Source organism: Streptomyces sp. NPDC087906, assembly GCF_055584925.1.
In genome coordinates, this window is record NZ_JBVJLC010000002.1 from 290,372 (window position 1) to 311,863 (window position 21,492).

The window sequence follows — 21,492 nt, forward strand, 5'->3', positions numbered from 1 at the left end:
GTTCCGTGGACGCACGGACGTGGGACGGGCTTGTCAGCTCGATGAAGGGCGCCTACAGCGCCGAGCTGGGCAGGGGCGCCGTGCCGAGGCCGGTCATCATGCCGCTGGTACGGGGCGAGTTGGTGGGGCTGATCTGGGTCCGCCCCTACACGGCGGGCGACGACGCGCTGACCGCCGTCGCCGAGTTGTCGAACATCGCGGCGGCGGCCGGCGCCGACGAGGTCGTGCTCGCCTGGGAGACCGGCGATGTCGCCAGCGCCTGCCATCTGCCCGTCTCGGGCCCCGCACCGTGCCTGAACCTGGTCCACGCCACCCGGGACGGGCACGTGCTGCACCGGTTCCCCTACGAGGCGCAAGTCCGCGCCGACGCGCCGGCCGAACCTCGGTGGCAGCAGCCCCTCGCGCCCGAGCCGGGCGGCGCGTTGCCGCCGCCCGTCCAGGCGGCGGTCGACTACGCCTTCATTCCTATGGAGATGGACCATCTGAACCCGTTCGGCGTCACCGTGATCCTGATGGAGGAGGACGGCCACCAGGTGCGCCTGGCCGAGACGTTCGGCCGCTGACGCCGTCGGGGGCGGCGACGGCGGCGCTGTCCGGACGTCACAGCGGCGGCAGGTCCAGGTGCTCGCGCAGGGTGGTGCCCGTGTACTCGGTGCGGTAGACGCCCCGTTCCTGGAGTTCCGGCACGAGCTTGTCGACGATGTCGTCGATGGAGGCCGGCAGCAGGTGCGGCAGCAGGTTGAAGCCGTCCACGGCGCGGCTGCTGACGTAGCGGGTCCACTCGTCGGCGACGGACGAGGGGGTGCCGACGAACGACGGGTGGCCCGGGGAGACCTCGGCCACCAACTCGCGTATCGACAGGTTCCGTTCGGCTGCCAGGTCGCGCCACTTCTGGATCAGGGCCAGCTTGCCGCTGCGGCGCTCGACCGAGATCGTGCCCCGCGAGGGGTCGAGTTCGCCCTCGGTCGGCTCGATGTCGGGCAGCGGTCCTGCCGGGTCGTACCCCGACAGGTCGGTGCCCCAGTACTGCTCCAGGAACGCGATCGACCGGGGGCCGTTGACCTGCTCGCCGCGCACCCAGCGGGCCTTCTCCGCCGCCTCGGCCGGGGTGTCGCCGAGGACGAGGCTCGCGCCCGGCAGGATCCGCAGCGAGTCCGGCGTACGGCCGTGCCGGGCCAGCCGGTCGCGCAGGTCGGCCGCGTAGGCGACGGCCTTGCCGTACTCGGTGTTGGCGGAGAAGACCACATCGGCGTGGCGCGCGGCGAGTTCGCGTCCGCCGTCGGAGTCGCCCGCCTGGAACAGCACAGGTCGGCCCTGCCGGCTGCCCGGCACGGTGGCGGTCGCCCGCAGCCGTACGAGGTCGCTGTCCCGCTCCACCGGGCTGACGGCGCCGGGCCTGGCCCAGCCGGCGGCCCGCCCGTCGGGCGCGACGGCGTCCGGGGCCCAGGACGCCCACAGCTCCTTGGCCGCTTCGACGAACTGTCCCGCCCTGTCGTAGCGGCGTTCGTGCTCCAGCCAGCCGCCGTGGCGGAAGTTGGCGCCGGTCCAGGCGTTGTCGGTGGTGACGACGTTCCAGCCGGCCCGGCCGTCGGACAGCAGATCGAGGCTCGCCAGCCGGCGGGCCAGGTCCGCCGGGTAGTTGTAGGTGGTGTTCTGGGTGGCGACCAGGCCGATCCGCTCGGTGACGGCGGCGAGTGCGGAGAGTTGGGTGATCGCGTCGGGGCGGCCCACCACGTCGAGGTCGAAGACCTGGCCGCGGTTCTCCCGTACCCGCAGCCCCTCGCCGAGGAAGAACGCGTCGAACAGGCCGCGTTCGAGGGTCTGCGCGATCTCCACGAACGTCTCGATCGCCGTGTGGGAGAGCGCGTCCGGGTCGGTCCAGATCAACTGCGGACCGACGCCGGTGAAGAACACGCCGAGATGGAGCCGGGGTCGGGGTTCGGGTCCGGTCATGGCAGTCACCTCAGTTGCTCGTCGCCGCGGGGGCGAATCGGTTGGCGGGACGGGGCAGGCCGAGCGTTTCGCGCAGGGTGTCGCCCGCCCTCGGGGCGCGGGCCAGCCCCGCGGCGGCCAGCTCCGGCAGCACCCGCTCGGTCAGGACCGGCAGATCGACGGCGAGTACGGCGGGGTGCAGCCTGACCCCGTCGACCGACTCCGCCAACCGGCCCAGCAGGTCGACCAGTTGGTCCGGGGAGCCGACATGGCGCAACGCACCGGAGGACGGCCACTCGGCAGCGCCGTCCAGCTCGGCGAGCCGGGCGGCGGCCGGCCTGCCCGCGTCGAGGACGACCTCCACGTCGGCGAAGACCAGCGGGGCGCCCGCCTCCCTGGCCTGCCCGGCGCGGGCGGCGACGGCGGCGGGATCGGGCCGTCGGACCAGGACCACGTCGGCGCGCGCGTCGGCGTCCAGCGTGTCGGGGACGAGGACGACCAACTGGCCCTGCGGCGGACGCGGCGTGATCAGCGGGCCCTTGACCGTGAAGGCCGGCCCTTCGAAGTCGATGTGGTGGATGCGCCGGGAGTCGACGAACCGGCCGGTGGCCACGTCCTTGATGACCGCGTCGTCCTCCCACGAGTCCCACAGGGCGCGGGCGGTGTCGATGACGTCGGCGATCTCCCGGTGCAGCGCTGCGGCGGACGGTGCCACTCCCCCGACGGTCGCGAGGTCGTCCGGTCCGCCGGACGCGCCGACCACCCAGCCGGCCCGGCCGTGCGAGGCGTGGTCCAGGCTCGCCAACTGGGTCGCGAGATGGAACGGTTCGGTGGTGGCGGCATGCAGGGTGGGTGCGAGGCCGATCCGGTCGGTCAGCGGCGCGACGTAGGCGGCCCTGGTCCCGGCCTCCAGCCGGCCGACCGGCCCCTGCCCTGTACCCGGTGGCAGCGGGGAGTCGGCGAAGGTGACGAGCGTGAAGCCGCCGCCCTCGGCCGCCCCGAGCACCTCCCGCAGGGCGGCCGGGGTCAGTACGGCGGCGGGCGGCCGTCCCGCGTGGCGCCAGGCTGCCGGATGGGCGCCGTCGCCGTCGGCCTCCAGGGCGATGTGCAGTGCGGTGGGCCCGGCGTCGCTGTCAGTCATGGGGGTGCCTCCGGTCGAGGTGAGTTCAGGGCAGGCAGGGGGCGGCCGAGGCGTACGGGCAGGCCGGACGCGGCAGTTGCCGGACACGCGAGACGCGGCTGAGGAACATCGGGGCGTGCGAGGCGCACACCGGCTCTCAGCGGCCCGGCGATGTCCTCGGACACAGCGCGCTGCTCACCCGGAGCAGGTCGACATGGCGCCGGGAGACCAACGGCCCGTCGTCGCCGAAGTGGCGCGCCCGCATACCGTTCACCTCGCCGTCGTCGGATCGGGCGGCGGCTCGTCGGCCGCCGCGCCGAAGCGTGTGATCGTCCTTCACGGTAACCGTCGGCGCGCGGTCGGCATTTCCCCCGGCAGCCGCATTTCATACGACTGAAACGATGCGCCGGCCGCCGTGCCCGCCGCCCGCGGGGCCGCGCCTCCCGGATAGCCTGGCCGCGGCTGACTTCGCGGATCCGGCGGTACGAGCGCACGCAAGGAGCACTGCTTTGGACGTCCACGCATCCCTGGCCGACGTGGTCGGCAACACCCCGCTGGTGCGACTCAACCGCGTCACCGGCGAGGCGCCCGCGCCGGTCTACGTGAAGCTGGAGTTCGTCAATCCCGGTGGCAGCGTGAAGGACCGCGCCGCGCTGGCGATGATCGAGGCGGCCGAGGAGTCCGGGGCGCTGCTGCCGGGCGGCACCGTCGTCGAAGGCACGTCGGGCAACACCGGGGTCGGTCTGGCCATGATCGCGGCCCAGCGCGGCTACCGGTGCGTCTTCTCGATCTCGGACAAGAGCAGTACGGAGAAGGTCGCCCTGCTGCGCGCGTACGGCGCCGAGGTCGTCGTCTGCCCCAGCAATGTGCCGCGCGAGCATCCTGACCATGTGCGCTCGGTGGCCCGCCGGGTCGCCGCAGAGACCCCGGGGGCCTGGCTGGCGAACCAGTACGACAACCCCGCCAACCCGGAGGTCCACTTCCGCACGACAGGTCCGGAGATCTGGCGGCAGACCGACGGGCGGATCACGCATCTGGTGTCGGGCATCGGCACCGGCGGCACCATCTCCGGAACGGGCGAGTACCTCAAGAAGGCGAGCGGCGGCCGGGTGACGGTCGTCGGCGCCGACCCGGAGGCGTCTGTCTACTCCGGCGGCGACGGCGGCGCGTACTCCGTGGAGAGCATCGGCCACTCCCGCCACCCGGACACGGTCGACGACACCTGGCCGACCGCCTACCACCAGGCGGTCGTCGACCGGTTCGAGCGGATCAGCGACCGCGACTCCCTGCTGACCGCCCGCCGGCTGGCCCGCGAGGAGGGCCTGCTGGTCGGCGGTTCTGCCGGTACGGCGGTGGCCGCCGCCGTACGGGTGGCGGCCGGGCTGACCCCGGACGATCTCGTCGTCGCCGTACTGCCGGACTCCGGCCGCAACTATCTCTCCAAGGTGTTCGACGACGACTGGATGCGTCAACTCGGCCTACTGGACGGCGAACTCCCCGGCTGAGGCGACCGGTCCGGGCCCTGCGGCGCGGCCCGTGCCCGCGAGGTCGCGGAAGCGGGTGCCCGGGTGGTCGTCGAGCAGCCGGGCGTTGCCCTGCCCGAAGAGCCGTTCGCGCAGGGTCTCGCCGTCCTCGTACGACTCGCGGAACCGGCCCCGGCGGCGCAGTTCGGGGACGACCAGCTCGATGAAGTCCCGCGCGGTGCCCGGGGTGAGGAACTGGCGCAGGTTGATGCCGTCGATGCCCCCCTCGTCCAGCCAGTTCTCGATGGCGTCGGCGACGACGGCCGGCGTGCCCGCCACGTAGAAGGGTCCCCGGTCGAAGCGGCCGGTGCGGGCGATGATGTCGCCGACCGTCAACTCCGGCTTGTACTGCCGGATGAGGCGCTGGTATCCGGGGTCCTTGCGGGCGATGATCTCCCCGATCCGGGTCTCGGCCGCGTAGCGCGTCCAGTCGAGGCCGGCGCCCGAGTGCGCGAGGTAGCCGTCCACACTGCGCAGCGCGGTGAACTCGTCGACCTTGCGGGCGACTTCAGCGTCGCTCTTGCCCACGATGACGGAGGCGCCCGCGAGGAACTTGATGTGCCGCGGGTCGCGGCCCGCCGCCTTGGCCTGCGCGCGGTATCCCTCGATGTAGGTGCGGGTGTCTTCGAGGGTGCCGCCGCCGACGAACACCGCCTCGGCGTGCCGGCCGCCGAAGGCCCGTCCCGCGGTGGAGCTGCCGGCCTGGTAGATGACGGGGGTGCGCTGGCGTGACGGCTGGGAGAGGTGCGGTCCCGCCACCTTGTAGTAGCGGCCGACGTGGTCGATGTACCTGACCTTCGCCGGGTCGGTGTAGACGCGGTTGTCGACGTCCTGGACCACCGCGTCGTCGTCCCAGGAGCCCTCCCAGAGTTTGTAGAGCACGTCCAGGTACTCGTCGGCGATCTCGTAGCGGTGGTCGTGGTCGACCTCGTCGGGCAGGCCGAAGTTGCGGGCCGCGTTGGGCAGGTAGGAGGTCACGACGTTCCAGGCGACGCGGCCCTTGGTGAGGTGGTCGAGCGTGCTCATCCTGCGGGCGAAGGCGAACGGCGGTTCGTACGTCGTGGAGAAGGTGGCGGCGAAGCCGAGGCCCTTGGTCACGGCCGCCATGGCGGGGATCAGCAGCAGCGGGTCGTTGTTGGGGATCTGGACGGCCTCGGTGAGCGCGGTCGCGGGTCCGCCGCGGAAGCCGTCGTAGGCGCCGATGACATCGGCGAGGAAGACCGCGTCGAACGTCCCGTACTCCAGGAGCTGCGCCAACTCCAGCCAGAACTCGATGTCGTTGAAGCGGTGCCGGTTGTTGTCGGGGTGCACCCACAGGCCGTGCGAGATGTGTCCGACGCAGTTCATCTCGAACAGGTTGACGTGGAGTTTCTTGGGTTCTTTCACATCAGTCTCCGGCGGTCGTGAGCCGTGGCACGGCGCTCAGCAGGGTTCGGGTGTAGGGGTGGGCCGGGCGGTCGAAGATCTCCTCGACGCCGCCCGACTCCACGACGGCCCCGTCCTTCATGACCAGCACCCGGTCGCTCAGGTGGTGGATCACCCCGAGGTCGTGCGAGATGAACAGGTAGGCGAGGCCCAGTTCGCGCTGCAGATCGGTGAGCAGGTCGAGGATGCGGGCCTGTACGGAGACGTCGAGCGCCGAGACCGGCTCGTCGCAGACGATGATCTCCGGCTCGGGCGCCAGGGCCCTGGCGATGGCGACGCGCTGGCGCTGGCCGCCGGACAGTTCGATGGGGCGGCGCCGCAGCAGAGCGGCGTCGAGCTGTACGAGGGCGAGCAGTTCGAGCAGCCGGGTGCGCCGTGCGCCGCGGGGGACCCGCGCCACGCGCAGCGCCTCGGTCAGCACCCGCTCCACGGTGTAGCGCGGGTCGAAGGAGGCGAGCGGGTCCTGGTGGACGACCTGGAGATGGCGCCGTTCGTCCCGCTGTTCGGGGGCGGTCAGGCTCTGCCACGCCCGCCCGCGCAGGGTCACGGTCCCGGCGTCGGCCGTCTCAAGGCCGAGCACGATACGGGCCGTTGTGGTCTTGCCCGAGCCCGACTCCCCCACGATGCCGAGCGTCTCGCCCGCCGCGAGGGTGAAGGACACGTCGTCCACGGCCTTGCGGGCCACCCCGTCTCCGCCCTTGTACGACCGGGTCAGGCCGGTCGCCTCGATCAGGACGGTGCCCCGGTCGGGCCGTCGGCGCCGCCGGGTGCTCCGGTCGGTGCTGACGGTGGCCGGCGGCGCCGGGCTGAGCCGGGTGGTGCGGGAGGCGGCCGACGGTACGGCGGCGAGCAGTTCCTTGGTGTAGGGGTGCGCGGGATCGTTCAACACCTGCTCGGTGGGGCCCTGTTCGACGATCCGGCCGTCCCGCATCACGGCGACCCGGTCGGCGAGGCGGGCGACGACGGCCAGGTCGTGGCTGATGACGAGCAGGGCCCGGTCCGCCGTCTTGAGTTCTCTGAGCAGATCGACCACCTGCGCGGCGACGGTCGCGTCCAGCGCGGTGGTCGGCTCGTCGGCGATGATCAGCTCGGGGTCGCAGGCGATGGCGGACGCGATGAGGGCCCGCTGCCGCAGTCCGCCGGAGAGTTCGTGCGGATACTGCGTGACCCGGAAGGCGGGCTCCGGCACCCCGACGGAGGTGAGCAGGTCGAGGACCTTCGCCTCACGCTGATGCTTCGTCAGGGGCGCGTGCAGCCGCAGCGGTTCGGCGATCTCGCGGCCGACGGGCCGCAGCGGGTCCAGCGAGGACAGCGCGTCCTGCATGACGAAACCGACGCGGCTGCCGCGGATCCGGCGCCAGGCCGCCTCGTGGAAACGGGACGAGTCCTCGCCGTCGAAGAGCAGCCGGTCGTGTTCGAGGACGGCGCCGGCGCCGGTGAGCCCGACGAGCGTGCGGGCCGTGACGCTCTTGCCGGACCCCGACTCGCCGACCAGCGCCAGGCATTCGCCCCGGTCGAGGGTGAACGAGACATCGTCCACGACGGGTTGTGCGGTGCGGGAGCCGAACCGTACGCGCAGTCCCGCCACGTCGAGCAGCCGCGCGCCACCGGTACGCGCACCGGCACCGGGGCGTGGCTCAGGGGCCGCGGGTGTCACCGGTTCTCGTGCGGATGCTGTGGTGCTCACGGGCCCGTCCTTCCTTCGCTGCGGCGTTTGATGTCGCGCCCCGCCACCGTCACGGCGAGGACGGTCAGTGTGATCAGGCCGCCCGGCAGCGCCACCAGGGCCCAGTCGTTGGAGATGTACGGGATGGCGGAGGAGAGCATGCTGCCCCACTCCGGCGCGGGCGGCTTGGCGCCGAGCCCGAGGAAGCTGAGGCTGGCGCCGACGCCGATGGCGGTGCCCGTACCGATGGTCGCGAGCACCATCAGGGGCCGGACGGCGTTCGGCAGGACATGCCGCAGCACGACGGTCGATCGGCGCACACCGAGGGCGGTCGCCGCTTCCACGTACGCCGATCGGCGCACCACATGGGTCTGGGCGCGCACCATCCGGGCGTAGTACGGGACGGTGGCGACGCCGACGGCGACCAGCGCGTCCACGGTGCCGACCCCGAGCAGGGCGATGACGACGAGCGCCAGCAGCAGTTCGGGGATGGCGAGCACGATGTCGAGCAGCCGCATCACCAGGGACTCGGTGAAGCGGGTGCCGAGCCCGGCGAGCAGCCCGAGCACGGTGCCGCCGGTCACCCCGATGGCGGTGGCCCCGAGCCCCATGGCGAGGGACGCGCGGGTGCCGTGGACCAGCCGGGAGAAGAGGTCGCGCCCCGCCTGGTCGGTGCCGAGGATGTGCGCCTGGCTGCGGAACGGTGCGAGGAAGCCGGGATCGCCGCCGGTCGCGAGGGGATCCTGCGCGGTGAGCAGCCCTGGTGCGAGCGCGGCGACGGCGAGCAGCACCAGGAAGGCGACGGCCAGGGCCGTACCGACACGCGGGCGCCGGGAGCGCAGCCAGGCGGTGCGCGAAGCGGCGGACGCCGCGGTGGGTGGTGTGCTGGGCGGTGCTTCGGTCTTGGTCGTGGTCGGCGCGCTCACCGGGTCACCACCCGCGGGTCGACGACGGTGTACACGATGTCCACCACGAGGTTGACGATCACATAGACCAGGGCGGCGAAGATGATCACACCGACCACCAGCGGGATGTCCTTGTTGGTGGTGGCGGTGAGCATCAGTTGCCCGAGCCCCTGCCGGTTGAACAGCGACTCCGTGACGACGGCGCCGCCGAGCATCCACCCGATGACCGATCCCGACATGGTGACCAGCGGGATCAGCGCGTGCCGCAGGGCGTGCCGGAAGCGCACTCCGGCGTCCCGCATGCCGCGCGCCCGCGCCGTCAGGATGAACGGCTGCTCCAGCACGTCCTCCAGCTCCGATCTGAGCACCTGGGAGAGCACGGCCGCCACCGGCAGGGCCAGTGTGCACATCGGCAGGACGAGCGAGCGGAAGCCCTCCTGCCCCGACACCGGGAACCAGCCGAGGCCGATCGAGAAGACCAGCAGCAGGATCAGACCGAGCACGAAGGTCGGCATCGAGGCGAGCACCAGCTCACCGCCCGTCGTGGTGGGGCCGATCCACCGGCGGCGCCGCTTCGCGGTGAGGACGCCGACGGTGAGGGCGAGCAGCAGGGCGATGGCGACGGCGCCCACGGCCAGTTCGACGGTCTGGCCGAGTTGGGCCCCGATGGCGCGGCTCACCGGCAGTCGCTGCTGGTACGACTCGCCCAGGTCGCCGTGGAGCAGCCGGCCCAGGTAGTCGGTGTACTGGTGCCACAGCGGCAGGTCGAGGCCGTAGTCGCTGCGCACCTGCTCCAGCACCGCCTGGGTGGGGTCGGCGCCCTGGCCCGACACGGTCGACAGGGCGGCGTCGCCCGCCGTGCCGTGCAGGGTGAAGAAGGCGGCGGTGGCGGCTCCCCACATCACACCGGTCCCGGCCAGTATCCGCCAGCCCGCCCTGCGGGCGATCGAGGCTGCCTTCATCGGGAGAGCCAGGCGTAGGTGAGCAGCGGGGTGCCGTGGGAGGTGTTGACCACCACGTTGTGGAGCTTCTTGTTGAAGGCCCAGAGCACGGTGTTCTGGTAGATCGGCAGCCCCGGCACATCGGCGACGAGCCGCTTCTGCGCCGTCGAGTAGAGCGAGGTGAGCCGGGCCCTGTCGGTGGTTTCGCGCGCCTGCTGGAGGACCTTGTCGAGGGCGGGGTCGGAGAGCCTGGCCAGGTTCTGGCCCAGGTGCTTGGCGTCGGGGATCTGGCTGGAGGCGTACTTGATGGAGAGCACGTCCGGTGTGTTGGTGTGCCACACACCGGAGAGCACGTCGTAGTCGCCCTGGTAGCGCCGGGTGGTGACCTGGGTCTGCGGCTGGAGCTCGATCTTCAGGTTGACACCGATCTTCTTGAGCTGCGCCTGGAGCAGGTCGTAGACCGGGCTGACCGTCGTCGCGTTCGACACGGGCAGGGAGAGGGCGAGTTCCTTGCCGTTCTTGGTGCGGAACCCGGCCGCGTTCTTCGTCTTCCAGCCGGCCTTGTCCAGCAGCTCACCGGCGGCGGTGGGGTCGTACCCGGGCAGCTTGGCCGACGGGTCGTAGAAGGCGGTGACCGAGTCCAAGTAGCTGGTGGCGGTGGGCCGCTGGCCGAACTGCGAGGTGTCGACGATGGCCTTGGTGTCGACGCCGCGCACGAGCGCCGTACGGACGTCGATGTCGTCGAGCGGCGCCCTGCCGGTGTTGAAGTCCAGCGTGAAGGGCCAGCCGATGCGGTTGACGTTCTCGTAGACGAAGTCACCGTTCGACGCGAGCGCCGCACCGTTCTGCGGCGGTACGTATCCGGTGAGCTGGTACTGGCCGCTGACCAGCGAGTTGTACCGTACGGGGTCCTGGCCGATCCAGGAGAGGTCGACACCGGCCAGATGCGGCGGACCGCTCTGCCCGAGCGCGGGCGGCGCCCAGTCGTAGTCGTCGCGCCGCACGTAACTGGCGCCCACGTTCGGGGTGTACTTGGTCAGCTTGAACGGCCCGGAGCCCACCGGGTGCGCGCACAGTTCGGCCGGGGTGGACTCCTGGATCGCCTTGGGCGACTGCATGCCGAGCCAGCCCTGCGCCAGCACACTGAGGAACGGGCTGTACGGGGTCTTGAGGTGGACATCGAGCGTGTGGTCGTCGACGGCCTTGCTGCTCTCGTACGGCGCGATGTACGGACCGGCCAGCGGCGAGCGGGTCTTGGGGTCCAGCATGTGCTCGAAGTTCACCACCACGGCATGCGCGTCGAACGGGGTGCCGTCGGCGAACGTGACGCCCTTCTTGAGCGTGAACCGGTAGGTCCTGCCGTCGGGCGAGATGGTCCAGGACGTCGCCAGCCAGGGGCTGGGCGCACCGTCCTTGCCGAGATAGGTGAGGTTGTCGAACTGCAGATGGCCGAGTATCTGCTCGGTGTCGGCCGAGATGGCGTGCGGGTCGAGGCAGAGCGGGTCGGCCGACATGGACAGCTTCAGTGTGCCGCCGTCGACGGGGGCGCCGCCGCCGTTCAGCACCTGGCCGGCCTTGGCCGTGCTCTGCCCGTCGCTCCGCGCCGCTGGCGACGCGCCTTCGGGGGCCGATGTGCTGCACCCGGCGAGCAGGGCCGCTGCGGCGATCAGGGGGACAGCTCTCTTCGCCAGTTTTCGGAACGGGAGTGTGGACACGGAGTTCTCCTCAGACCGGGCAGCCCGAAGGCCGGGTCGTCGCAAAGATCAGGGGCGGTCGTCAAGGCAGACAGCGGCGCGGGAGCGGAGGGCCGGCACGGCGGGCAGGCCGGATCGGCGCGCGACGCCGCGCGGCGGCCAGGGTCTTTCGTTGGGATCAGGCCCTAGGAGGACGAACGGCTGGAGCTGTCCGGAGAGCCGGAATCTTGGCGCATACGTCCGGTCCATGACGCTAGACGCCGGTGTGCGGCGGCCGGAAGTGGCACGGTCGAGCCGCCATCAAGTAGCAATGTCTCGGCAACAAACGAAACAGCCGCCCCAACGGGGGCTGTGATCAGCCTTCCGCCGGACCCGGACTTGCCGCCGCGACCTCCGCCTTGTGGGCGGCGGCGAGGTCCACGAACATCGTGTGCAGTGCGCGGGAAGCGGCCGGCACCGACCCGGCGAGGGCCCGCTGGATCACCAGCAGCACGGCGGTGTCGGCGACTTCGAGCGGCCGGAAGGTAATCATCCCGGCCCGCTCCAGCGGGTCCCCGCGCACACTGAAGTCGGGCAGCACCGTGGTGCCCAGCCCCTCGGCGACCATCAGCTTCCCCATCTCGGCGCCGTCCGTCGAGTACGAGAAGCTCGGGCTGCGCCCGTGCAGGAGCCGGTGGACGTAGCGGTGCATGAGGTAGCCCGACCGCATCACGACGAGCGGCTGGCTGAGCAGATCGTCCACCGTGATCCGCTCCTTCGCCGCGAGCGGGCTGTCGGAGCGCACGCAGGCCACCGGCCGGCCGCGCAGCAGCTCCGTGGTGTGGAAGCCGGGCGGAGTGTCGTCGCCCTCCAGGTAGTTGACGAGGCCGAGATCGAGGCCGCCTTCCAGCAACGCGCTGTGCAGCGCGCCCTGCTGGGCGCTGACCACCTCGACCTGCGTCTCGGGATGCGCGGCGCGGAAGGCGCGGATGGTGGGGACGAGCAGCGGCACGGTCGCGGCGTGGACCGTGCCGAGCCGGATCATCCGGCTGGTGTGGTGCTGCTCGTCGGCGGCTCTGCGCAGCCCTTCGACCGCGTCGAGCACACCGGTGATGTGCGGCAGCAGCTCCCGGCCCTCGGCGCTGATCTTGGCGCCCGAGCGCCTGCGGTCCAGGATGTCCACGCCCAGTTCGCGTTCCAGGTTGCGGACGGTCTCGCTCAGCGCGGGCTGCGACAGATGCAGTGCCTCGGCCGCCCGGCGCAGGGACCCGAGACGGGTCACGGCCTCGATGTATTCGAGCTGTTCTATCCGCATGGCACTCATGGTCTCCGATCGGGGTGGAAGGGAATCCCTATCACCACTTCGCGGATACCGAATGTACGCGGTGGACGGCGGCGGCTAATCTCGTGAGCACATGCTTCGCTGAAACAGGTTCGAGAGGTGGTGACGAGCGATGCGGGATCTGTGGGAGCTGACCTGCCGCCGTCACGTGGACCTTGTGCGTGTTTCCAGCGCCCTGTGTCGTCGGGCGCGATAGAACCGGGTCCCCCGAGCAGCCGCGTGTCACACCGACGCGGCGCAGGCCCGGTGTCCACCGCACGCGGGCAGGCTCTTTCCCGGTCCACCTGCGGCTTTCCGTACGCCTGACGGGCCGTTGTGCCAGGCCGTACGGCCGCCCGCCGCGACACCGTGCGGCCGCCCCGCGCGCACCACCGCACCCGCAGATTTCACGAGGTGATCATGGCCACCATTCTGTCCGTCTCCGGCAGTCCGTCAGCCCACTCCCGCACCGCCCGGCTGCTCAGGCACCTCGACGCGGGGCTCGCGTCCAAGGGCCATCACGTCGTCCCGTTCGACGTCCGCACCCTGCCGCCCGAGGCACTGCTCGGCGCCGACTTCGCGCACCCAGAGATCGTCCGCGCGAAGGAGCTGTTCGCGCAGGCCGACGCCGTGATGATCGGCACACCCGTCTACAAGGCGGCCTACTCCGGGCTGCTCAAGTCCCTGCTCGACCTGCTGCCGCAGTACGCGCTGGCCGGCAAGACCGTGCTGCCGCTGGCCACCGGCGGCACCACAGCCCACGTCCTCGCCATCGACTACGCGCTGCGGCCCGTGCTGTCCTCCATGGGCGCGCAGCACATCGTGCAGGGCTGGTTCGTCCTCGACCGGCACATCACGGTCCTCGACGGTGGTGGTGTGTCGCTCGACGCCGAGGCGGAGAAGGGGCTCCACCAGGTGGTGGAGCAGTTCGCGTGGGCGCTGCGGCCGGGCGGTGCGTACGAGGTGCCGGCCGCCGCCTGACCGTACGCCCGCTCCCCGTCCGGCCCGTACCCCCTTTCCCGTCTGCCGCTTCCCATCTGCCGCACTCCGCACGGAGGACCACCGTGACCGCATCCACACTCCCCGACGACGCGGCGCAGGCGAGCGCCCATGTGATCGCCGACGACACCGAGGCGCTCGCCGTTGCGGCCGAGTTGGCCGACGCGTTCCGGGCCGGTGCGGCGCGCAGGGACGCGGAGCGGATCCTGCCGCGCGAGGAGCTGGCCCGGCTCTCGGCGAGCGGGCTGCTCGGGATCACGGTGCCCCGGGCGTACGGCGGCGCCGATGTGTCGGCCCGCACGCTCGCCGAGGTCTTCCGGCTGCTGGCGACGGCCGACGCCAGCCTGTCGCAGATCCCGCAGAACCACTTCGTCTACGTCAATGTGCTCCGCCGCCAAGGCAGCGCAGGGCAGCGGAAGTTCTTCTTCGCCGAGGTGCTCGCCGGGCGCAGGTTCGGCAACGCGCAGTCGGAGGCCGGCACCAAGCACGTCCAGGACATCAGGACGCGGCTGGTCCCGGCGGGCGACGGCTCGTATCTGCTGACCGGCGAGAAGCACTACTCGACGGGCGCCCTGTTCGCCGACTGGATCCCGGTCCTCGCGCGGGCCGAGGAGGACGCGCTGCATGTCGCGTACGTGGCACGCGACGCGCCAGGGGTCACGGTCGTCGACGACTGGAACGGCATGGGCCAGCGCACCACGGCGAGCGGTACCGTGCGCCTCGCGGAGGTCGCGGTCGCCGCCGACCGGGTCGTACCGCACCACCTGACCTTTCAGGGGCCCCAACTGCACGGCGCGGTGGCGCAGTTGCTGCATGCGGCGATCGATGTGGGGATCGCCGGCGGCGCCCTGGCGGAGGCGGCCGAGTTCGTCCGTACGAAGAGCAGGCCGTGGTTCGAGAGCGGTTACGAGACCGCAGTCGAGGATCCGCTGCTGATCCAGCGCTTCGGTGAACTCGCGCTGCAGGTACGGGCGTCGGAGGCGCTGCTGGTCGCTGCGGCGACCGCCGTGGACGCGGCGTCGGCCGATCTGACGGACGCCACGGCCGCCGAGGCGTCGATCGCGGTGTCGGCGGTCAAGGTGCACGGAGCCGCCACCGCCGTCGAGACGAGCAGTGCGCTGTTCGAGGTGTCGGGCACCCGCTCGGCGCTGGACAGCCTCAATCTGCACCGGCACTGGCGCGACGCCCGTACCCACACCTTGCACGACCCGGCGCGCTGGAAGATCCAGCACATCGGCCGCTACGTGCTCAACGGGACGCTGCCGCCCCGGCACGGCCTGATCTGAGCCTGCCCTCGCCCTCCCCTCAGAAGTGTCTGCCAGAAGAGTCCGGAGAATTCAGTGAGCCTCACCTTCCATTGGTTCCTGCCCACCTACGGAGACAGCCGCCACATCGTCGGCGGCGGACACGGTCTGCCCGCCGGCGCGGCCGGCGGTCAGCGCCCCGCCAGTCTCGGCTATCTCAGCCAGATCGGCCGGGCGGCCGAGCAGTTGGGGTTCGTGGGGGCACTGACACCGACGGGCGCCTGGTGCGAGGACGCGTGGCTGACCACGGCGATGCTGGCGCGGGAGACCGAACGGCTGAAGTTCCTGGTCGCCTTCCGCCCCGGCTTCGTCGCGCCGACGCTCGCTGCCCAGATGGCGGCCACGTTCCAGCGCCACGCGCCGGGACGGCTGCTGCTCAATGTCGTCACGGGCGGCGAGAGCCATGAGCAGCGCGCGTACGGCGACTTCCTCGACAAGGAGGGCCGGTACGCGCGTACCGGTGAATTCCTGCATATCGTCAGGGAGTTGTGGCAGGGCAAGGCCGTCTCGTTCAGCGGCGAACACCTTCAGGTGGAGAACGCCCAACTGGCCCGCGTCCCCGATCCGGTGCCGCCCGTCTACTTCGGTGGTTCCTCCCCGGCGGCGGGCCAGGTCGCGGCGCGCCACAGCGATGTGTATCTGACCTGGGGAGAGCCCCCGGCGCAGGTCGCGGAGAAGGTCGCCTGGATCCGCTCCCTGGCGGCCGAGCAGGGCCGTACGGTGCGTTTCGGCATCCGGCTGCATGTGATCACCCGCGACACGGCGGAGCAGGCGTGGGCCGAGGCCCGGCGGCTGCTCGACGGCTTCTCGGACGAGGCGGTGAAGGCGGTCCAGACAGGACTGGCCCGCAGCGAGTCGGAGGGCCAGCGCCGCATGCTCGCCCTGCACGGCGGGGACAGGGACGGCCTGGAGGTGTCACCCAACCTGTGGGCGGGCGTCGGTCTGGTGCGCGGCGGCGCGGGTACGGCGCTGGTGGGCAGCCACGCCGAGGTCGCTGAACGTATCACCGAGTACCACGACCTCGGCATCGACGAGTTCATCATGTCGGGCCATCCGCATGTCGAGGAGGCGTACTGGTTCGGCGAGGGCGTCCTGCCGCTGCTCGCCAGGTCCGGCCTGTGGACGCACCCGAACAGCCCCGCCGGTGCGCAGCAGGACGGGGCGGTCCCGTTCGCGGGCGTGAGCGGCAAGGGCTGAGCCCGCACGGCGCCCGCCGCGCGGGGCTGATCCTCAGGTGGTCGCGAGCAGCAGGTCTTCGCCGCTCGACGGGCGGAGGCCGTCGGCGCGACCGCTGAAGTAGCGCTCGGCGAGTGAGGACCCCGACACGTGCCCGGCGTCGGGGAATCCGGCGTCCCTGGCCAGTGCCAGCATCTCCTGCGGGGTGTAGAAGCTGACGAAGGGTGTGCCGGACGCCCGCGCGCCCTTCTGGCTCGTCTCAAGACCGCCCCGGTCGGCGTCGTGCACCAGGTCGGGCGGCAGCAGGAAGGTCATGGCGAGCGTCGAGCCTGCCGCGAGCCCGGCGATCTGGCGCAGGGTGGCCGCTGTCGCCTCCTTGGTGAGGTACATGGTCACGCCGGTGGAGACGATGACCGCCGGGCTGCCGGGGTCGAAGCCCGCCTCGGTCAGCTTCTCCAGCCAGTCCTCGCTCGCCTCGAAGTCGACCGGCACCAGCCGCAGCCGGTCGGGGACGCCGTAGCCCAGTTCGGTCAGCCGGTGGCGCTTCCACGCCTGCGGGCCCGGCCGGTCGACTTCGAAGATCCGCAGCCGGCCGGCGATCTCCGGCCTGCGCTGGGCGAAGGTGTCGAGACCGGCGCCGAGGATGACGTACTGGCCGATGCCGTGCTCGGACCGCTCCACGACCAGGTCCTCGGCGAAGCGGGCGCGGGCCACCATGGCCGCCCGGAATCCGCTGGTGGCGTGCGGGTCCATGTCGGGGCGGCCGCGCCAGTCGTCGTCGGGGCCCGCCAGCCGCAGACCGACCTCGTCCTCGATCACGTACGGCGGGGCGTCGACCTGGACGTGCATCGCCCGCCAGAGGGCGGTCCGTACCGCGGTGCTGTCCGGGGCCGCGGTACTGTCCGGGGCCGCGGTACTGTCCGGGGCCGCGTTCCGTTCGTCCGTCATGGCGCTCTCCGCTCGTCGTGGTCAGCCGCCGAGCGGAGGACCGGCCCCCAGCCATTCGCACAGGAGCACGGTCGCGTCGTCGTGCAGTTCGCCGTGATGGTAGTCGAGGAAGGCGTGCGAGAGCGGCGGACGGTCTCCGAGACGCTCAGCCCGTCGGCCGGGTACCGGGTGAGTACGGAGACGAACCGGTCGAGGCCGAACTCCGGGCCGTGCGGGCGCCGCGCCTCCGTGATCCCGTCGGTGTAGAGCACCACCCGGTCCCCCGGTTCGAGCTGCTGGTGGCAGATCGTCGTGTCCAGGTCGCCGAGCCCGGTGCCGAGCGGAAACGCCGGTGTGCACCGCAGCACGGCGGCGTCGCCCCCGCGCACCAGCAGCGGTGGGTGGTGGCCGAAGTTCGACCAGCTCAGCAGCCCCGTACGGGTGTCGAGGAAGGCGAGCACAGCGGTGGCGTAGCGGACATCGTCGAACTGCGCGGCCAGCTCGCCGTCGATGACGTCGGCCGTCTCCGCGATCCCGGCGCCCCGGCGGCGGGCACTGCGGGAAGCGGCGACGGCGAGGGCCGCCGTCTGGCCCGCCGCGGTGTCGTGGCCCATCGCGTCGAAGATCGACAAATAGACCCGTGGACCGGCCGTCGCGTAGTCGTACGCGTCGCCGCTGACCCGGTACGACGGCTCCAGCGTCGCGCACACGGCGACCCGCGAGTCGGTGTAGGTGCGCGGCGGGATGAGCTGCCACTGCGCTTCCGCCGACACCCTCATCGGCTGCGTACGGTTCAGCCGGGCGTAGGTGTCGCTGTGCCCGCGCTTGGTGGATACGGACAGCGCCACCAGGGTCGCCAGCGCTGTGGCGTTCTCGCGGACCTCGTCGGAGTCGTGTGCGGCGGCGACGAACATCAGCCCGATGCGCTCCTTGCCGTTGAACATCGGCACCCAGTACGCGGTCCCGGCGGCCGGCGGGGTGCGCACGGGGCGGATCTCGCCGTACTGGTAGGCCCGGCCGCCCTCGGTGTCCTTGATGCTGATCACCCGCTCGACGGACGGGGCGGTCAGCGCTCCCGCGATCAGATGGAGCCCGCGGCGCTCGACGTCACCGACGTAGAGCCGTACCTCGGTGAAGCCGACGGCCTTGGCATGCCCGCTCACCGTGTCCGGAAGGTCGTCGAACGACGTGGTGCCGATGACCTTCAGCAAACCCGCGAACATCCGATCCGCCACTACCGTCCCGACCCCTCACGCCAGCACTCGCCGCACCTCCCATTCCGGGATGTTTCCATGCATATCATGAGCCGTGCTGATGGTCGGTCAGACGGGCCTGCAGCTCCGCGTAGGGCGCCGCCTCGGGCAGGTCGGGGTGGCCGTCGCGGACCGAGAGGGCTGTGCGGACGGCTGCCTGGACCGCCGCACGGTAGGGCAGGGAGCCGGTGCTGATCCGCCGCACGCCCAGCTCCCCCAGCCGCTCCACGGTGAGCCCCGGGACGACCAGGACGTTCACCGGTACGGGAATGCTGTCCGCCAGCTCCCGCAGGACCGCGGGATCGCTCGCGCCGGGCACGAAGATCCCGTCGGCGCCGGCCTCGACGTACGCGCTCGCCCGGCGCAGGGTGGCGGCGACGGTGGCGTCCTGGCCGAGCCAATACGTGTCCACGCGCGCGTTGACGAACAGCTCGGGCGAACGGTCCTTGACGGCGCGGACCTTGTCGGCGTGCAGCTCCGGGGCGACAAGGCGCTCGGCGGTGCTGTCCTCGACGTTGATCCCCGCCACGTCGAGCCGCGCGGTGTAGTCGGCGACGTCGCCCGGCAGATCCGCGTAGCCGTCCTCGACGTCCACCGTCACGTACACGGGACGGCCGGAGTCGGAGATCCCGGTCAGTGCGCGGGCCAGGGCGAGAGTGGCGTCCCTGCTGGAGCGCGCACCGTCGGGACGGCCGTGGCTCTGGGCCACCCCGAAACTGGTGGTGCCCACGGCCGGGAACCCGGCGGCCACGAAGGCCAGGGCGGACGGCAGGTCCCAGGCGTTCGGCAGGACAAGGGGAGTGTCACCGTGGTGGAGATCGCGGAAGGTCATGATACTGACGCTACTGGCCTGTCGTTCCGGCGCCAGGCGAAGTATCGGGCTGGACCGACCGTGACCGGGAGGACGAAGATGACGACGCCGGCGAACCTGCCCCAGGTCGTGTCGCGCGAGGAATGGCTCGCCGCTCGCACGGAGCTGCTGGCCAAGGAGAAGGAAGTGACCCGGGCGCGCGACCGGCTCAACGCGGAGCGGCGCCGGCTGCCCATGGTGCGCGTCGACAAGCCGTACACCTTCGAAGGCCCGGACGGTCAGGTCAGCCTGCTTGACCTGTTCGACGGCCGGCCCCAACTGGTGATGCACCACTTCATGTGGATGTTCGACATCGACGCCGACGGCACCGAACACCCCCGCGACACCGGCTGCTCAAGCTGCTCGTCGGCGGCCGACGGAATCGGCAACCTGCGGCAACTCCACGTCCGCAACACCACGTTGGTCGCGGTGACCCGCGCGCCGTACGCGACACTCGCCGCGTTCCGCGAGCGGATGGGGTGGACGTTCCCCTGGTACTCCTCGGCCGGCAGCGACTTCAACTACGACTTCCACGCGACGGTCGACGAACGCCTGGCGCCGGTGCGGGTGTTCCACCGCACGGAGGCCGAACTCGCCGAGGCGGGCATGCCGTGGTCGCAGGAGATGCGCGGCGACTGGCCGGGCATCAGCACCTTCCTGCGCGTGCGGGACGAGGTCTTCCACACGTATTCGACGTTCGGGCGCGGCATCGAGGAGTTCCACAACGGCTACCACTACCTGGACCTCACCGCACTGGGCCGTCAGGAGCCCTGGGAAGAACCGAAGGGCCGCGCGGCCCCCCTGGGCCTCCAGGTCGGCGGCCCGGCGATGCGCCTGCCGGACGAATACGACACCTGACGGGGCGGCCCCCCGGTGCGCCGCGCGTTCGCCGGCGCGGCGGGCCCCTTCCGGGGTGGCTCCGGCTCACGCTGGCCCGGCCCCTGGCACAATCGGTGAGTTCCGTGCTGCTCATGGGACTTGACGGGAGGGCTGTCATGACACTTTCAGCCGAGGATCGCTTCGTCGTCACCGACCTGATCTCGATGCACGGTCACCTCGTCGGCAGCGGAGAGCTGGACAGACTCGGCGAGTTGTTCACCGAGGACGTCGTCCACGACCTCACCGACTTCGGCCAGGAACCACTGACCGGAGTGGCGGCGGTTCGCGCGGCGGCGCTCGCGCTGGGTGATCTGCTCGCGCGACGCGCACCGCTGGGGCGCACGTGAGGCGGGACAGGTGGCGTCGCGGGCGCCGGCTGGCTACGGCCGGGCTGCTCGTGTGGGTCGTCGGGTGCGCGGGGGCGTCCAACGGTCCGGGCCGGGACGAGCCGACACATGGCGCCGGCGCGGGGGGCTGGGTCGTCGGGATCGGCGCGGCCGAAGCGTCCGGCGACTGCCTCGCCACCGACCGGCTCGTCGTGTGCCCGGTCGCCCCGGCCGGTGTCGTCGCCCGCTCTGCTTCGACAGGTGCGCCCGCCTGGCGCGTCGGCGCGGACCAACCGGCGGGCAGGAACGCGGGGTTGGCGGTCGACGGCGACCGCGCCGTGTCGGCGGGCGGGCGCACGGTGCGTGCCGTCGACCTGGCCACCGGCCGTACCGCGTGGGCGAAGACGTACCCCGCCGGCCGCAAGGTGGGCCCGCCCACCGTCGCGGGCGGTGTCGTCTACGCCGCCACGTACGGTGCGAGCGCCGCCGAGCCCCAGACGCTGTTCGCGTACCGCGCCTCGGACGGGACGCCGCTCTGGCAGCGCGCCGGCACCGAGACCGCGCCGGTCGCCCTGGGCAGCCGGGTGTACGCCGCCGAGCCCGACAGCCGGGCCGTCACGCGCGCCGTCGCACGGGACGGACAGACCGGCGAGGTCGTCGCCACGTCCGACGGTTCGCACCCCTGTCCGGAGCTGATCAGCGCCCCCGGGTACCTCGTCTGCGCGGCCGGCCGGAGCGCCGCCGGTGACACGTTCCCGCCGGTCGTACGGATCGACCCCGGCACCCTCGCGTTCCGGAGGACGCTCCTCCGGCCGGCGGACAAGCCGAGCGGCGGGGTGATCTCCCCGGACGGGGTGCTGGTGCTGCGCACCGTCAACGCCGAGGATCCCGTGGGCGGCGACTGGACCGCCGTCGACCTCAGGACCGGCAAGACGCTGTGGCGGACCACGGGAACGGGGGACGACGTCGTACTCGCCGGATCCCGGGTGGTGTGGATCTCGGGCGGACGGCTGGTCTCCGTCGACCCGCGCGGTGGCCCCCGCGCCACCGGTAGCGCCGCGCCGCGCCGCTCACCCGCGTACCCGGAGGCGGCAGGCGGCCGCGCCCCGCGCCTGACCGGTCACGGCACGCGCCTCTATCTCCAGACGCAGGTGAGGCCGGTACTCCGCACGGTGCCGACACCATAGGTCCGTGACATTACGTAACATTGTGACGACTCTGGGACATTTCGCGCTCGGCTCAGCGGGCAGGGATGACGGTGACCACAGTGCG

The 21,492-nt window shown here is 71.9% G+C and carries 21 protein-coding genes; 9 read left to right on the forward strand and 12 right to left on the reverse strand.

From position 1 onward, the window contains the following. Positions 1 to 5: 5 nt before the first annotated feature. Positions 6 to 563 (forward strand): hypothetical protein, encoded by a 558-nt coding sequence (locus ACZ63I_RS06600; RefSeq protein WP_469336009.1) that lies wholly within the window; start codon positions 6 to 8, stop codon positions 561 to 563. Between the two features lie 37 nt (positions 564 to 600). On the opposite strand, the gene ACZ63I_RS06605 is transcribed toward ACZ63I_RS06600, so the two are convergent. From ACZ63I_RS06605 to ACZ63I_RS06615, 3 genes are all read right to left on the reverse strand, one after another. After that, a complete protein-coding gene (locus tag ACZ63I_RS06605) occupies positions 601 to 1,953 on the reverse strand; it encodes an NtaA/DmoA family FMN-dependent monooxygenase (RefSeq protein ID WP_469336011.1) in 1,353 nt (450 codons plus the stop codon). A 10-nt stretch (positions 1,954 to 1,963) separates the two neighbouring features. Then, positions 1,964 to 3,073 (reverse strand): LLM class flavin-dependent oxidoreductase, encoded by a 1,110-nt coding sequence (locus ACZ63I_RS06610; protein WP_469336013.1) that lies wholly within the window; start codon positions 3,071 to 3,073, stop codon positions 1,964 to 1,966. 136 nt (positions 3,074 to 3,209) lie between these two features. Continuing rightward, entirely contained in the window at positions 3,210 to 3,392 is a 183-nt protein-coding gene (locus tag ACZ63I_RS06615; protein ID WP_469336015.1) for a putative leader peptide, read from the reverse strand. A 169-nt stretch (positions 3,393 to 3,561) separates the two neighbouring features. Between ACZ63I_RS06615 and ACZ63I_RS06620 the strand changes: the two genes are divergently transcribed. Next, a complete protein-coding gene (locus ACZ63I_RS06620; protein ID WP_469336017.1) occupies positions 3,562 to 4,557 on the forward strand; it encodes a PLP-dependent cysteine synthase family protein in 996 nt (331 codons plus the stop codon). Here ACZ63I_RS06620 and ACZ63I_RS06625 read toward each other — a convergent pair. The 6 genes from ACZ63I_RS06625 to ACZ63I_RS06650 form a co-directional block, all read right to left on the reverse strand. Beyond that, positions 4,531 to 5,961, reverse strand: a complete 1,431-nt coding sequence (locus ACZ63I_RS06625; protein ID WP_469336018.1) for an LLM class flavin-dependent oxidoreductase — start codon at positions 5,959 to 5,961, stop codon at positions 4,531 to 4,533. The genes ACZ63I_RS06620 and ACZ63I_RS06625 overlap by 27 nt on opposite strands. 1 nt (position 5,962) lies before the next feature. Then, positions 5,963 to 7,687, reverse strand: coding sequence for a dipeptide ABC transporter ATP-binding protein (locus ACZ63I_RS06630; RefSeq protein WP_469336020.1), 1,725 nt, complete (start codon positions 7,685 to 7,687; stop codon positions 5,963 to 5,965). Then, entirely contained in the window at positions 7,684 to 8,592 is a 909-nt protein-coding gene (locus ACZ63I_RS06635; protein WP_469336022.1) for an ABC transporter permease, read from the reverse strand. The genes ACZ63I_RS06630 and ACZ63I_RS06635 overlap by 4 nt, the downstream gene beginning before the upstream one ends. Then, positions 8,589 to 9,533 (reverse strand): ABC transporter permease, encoded by a 945-nt coding sequence (locus ACZ63I_RS06640; protein WP_469336024.1) that lies wholly within the window; start codon positions 9,531 to 9,533, stop codon positions 8,589 to 8,591. Before ACZ63I_RS06640 ends, ACZ63I_RS06635 begins: the two co-directional genes overlap by 4 nt. Then, positions 9,530 to 11,227 carry an ABC transporter substrate-binding protein gene (locus ACZ63I_RS06645; protein ID WP_469336026.1) on the reverse strand — a complete coding sequence of 566 codons (1,698 nt, stop codon included), beginning with the start codon at positions 11,225 to 11,227 and terminating at the stop codon, positions 9,530 to 9,532. Before ACZ63I_RS06645 ends, ACZ63I_RS06640 begins: the two co-directional genes overlap by 4 nt. A gap of 334 nt (positions 11,228 to 11,561) precedes the next feature. Next, positions 11,562 to 12,500, reverse strand: a complete 939-nt coding sequence (locus ACZ63I_RS06650) for a LysR family transcriptional regulator (protein WP_469336028.1) — start codon at positions 12,498 to 12,500, stop codon at positions 11,562 to 11,564. A 139-nt stretch (positions 12,501 to 12,639) separates the two neighbouring features. On the opposite strand from ACZ63I_RS06650, the gene ACZ63I_RS06655 reads away from it, so the two are divergent. The 4 genes from ACZ63I_RS06655 (at position 12,640) to ACZ63I_RS06670 (ending at position 16,006) form a co-directional block, all read left to right on the forward strand. After that, a complete protein-coding gene (locus tag ACZ63I_RS06655; RefSeq protein WP_443043046.1) occupies positions 12,640 to 12,723 on the forward strand; it encodes a putative leader peptide in 84 nt (27 codons plus the stop codon). 203 nt (positions 12,724 to 12,926) lie between these two features. Then, positions 12,927 to 13,487 carry an NADPH-dependent FMN reductase gene (gene ssuE, locus ACZ63I_RS06660; RefSeq protein ID WP_469336030.1) on the forward strand — a complete coding sequence of 187 codons (561 nt, stop codon included), beginning with the start codon at positions 12,927 to 12,929 and terminating at the stop codon, positions 13,485 to 13,487. Positions 13,488 to 13,570: 83 nt separating this feature from the next. Continuing rightward, on the forward strand, positions 13,571 to 14,791 hold the full coding sequence (locus ACZ63I_RS06665; RefSeq protein WP_469336032.1) for an SfnB family sulfur acquisition oxidoreductase: 1,221 nt from the start codon (positions 13,571 to 13,573) through the stop codon (positions 14,789 to 14,791). Positions 14,792 to 14,845: 54 nt separating this feature from the next. After that, a complete protein-coding gene (locus tag ACZ63I_RS06670; protein ID WP_469336034.1) occupies positions 14,846 to 16,006 on the forward strand; it encodes an LLM class flavin-dependent oxidoreductase in 1,161 nt (386 codons plus the stop codon). Positions 16,007 to 16,039: 33 nt separating this feature from the next. Here the strand turns inward: ACZ63I_RS06670 and ACZ63I_RS06675 are convergent, their stop codons facing one another. The 3 genes from ACZ63I_RS06675 to ACZ63I_RS06685 form a co-directional block, all read right to left on the reverse strand. Then, positions 16,040 to 16,933 (reverse strand): class I SAM-dependent methyltransferase, encoded by an 894-nt coding sequence (locus ACZ63I_RS06675; RefSeq protein ID WP_469336036.1) that lies wholly within the window; start codon positions 16,931 to 16,933, stop codon positions 16,040 to 16,042. Then, positions 16,930 to 18,123 carry a PP2C family protein-serine/threonine phosphatase gene (locus ACZ63I_RS06680; protein WP_469336038.1) on the reverse strand — a complete coding sequence of 398 codons (1,194 nt, stop codon included), beginning with the start codon at positions 18,121 to 18,123 and terminating at the stop codon, positions 16,930 to 16,932. The genes ACZ63I_RS06675 and ACZ63I_RS06680 overlap by 4 nt, the downstream gene beginning before the upstream one ends. A gap of 88 nt (positions 18,124 to 18,211) precedes the next feature. Next, entirely contained in the window at positions 18,212 to 18,997 is a 786-nt protein-coding gene (locus ACZ63I_RS06685; protein WP_469336040.1) for an isocitrate lyase/PEP mutase family protein, read from the reverse strand. Between the two features lie 78 nt (positions 18,998 to 19,075). On the opposite strand from ACZ63I_RS06685, the gene ACZ63I_RS06690 reads away from it, so the two are divergent. From ACZ63I_RS06690 to ACZ63I_RS06700, 3 genes are all read left to right on the forward strand, one after another. Then, positions 19,076 to 19,873 carry a DUF899 domain-containing protein gene (locus ACZ63I_RS06690; RefSeq protein WP_469336042.1) on the forward strand — a complete coding sequence of 266 codons (798 nt, stop codon included), beginning with the start codon at positions 19,076 to 19,078 and terminating at the stop codon, positions 19,871 to 19,873. Positions 19,874 to 20,010: 137 nt separating this feature from the next. Continuing rightward, a complete protein-coding gene (locus ACZ63I_RS06695) occupies positions 20,011 to 20,241 on the forward strand; it encodes a nuclear transport factor 2 family protein (protein ID WP_469336044.1) in 231 nt (76 codons plus the stop codon). After that, entirely contained in the window at positions 20,238 to 21,407 is a 1,170-nt protein-coding gene (locus tag ACZ63I_RS06700) for an outer membrane protein assembly factor BamB family protein (protein ID WP_469336046.1), read from the forward strand. The genes ACZ63I_RS06695 and ACZ63I_RS06700 overlap by 4 nt, the downstream gene beginning before the upstream one ends. The last annotated feature ends 85 nt before the right edge of the window (positions 21,408 to 21,492 follow it).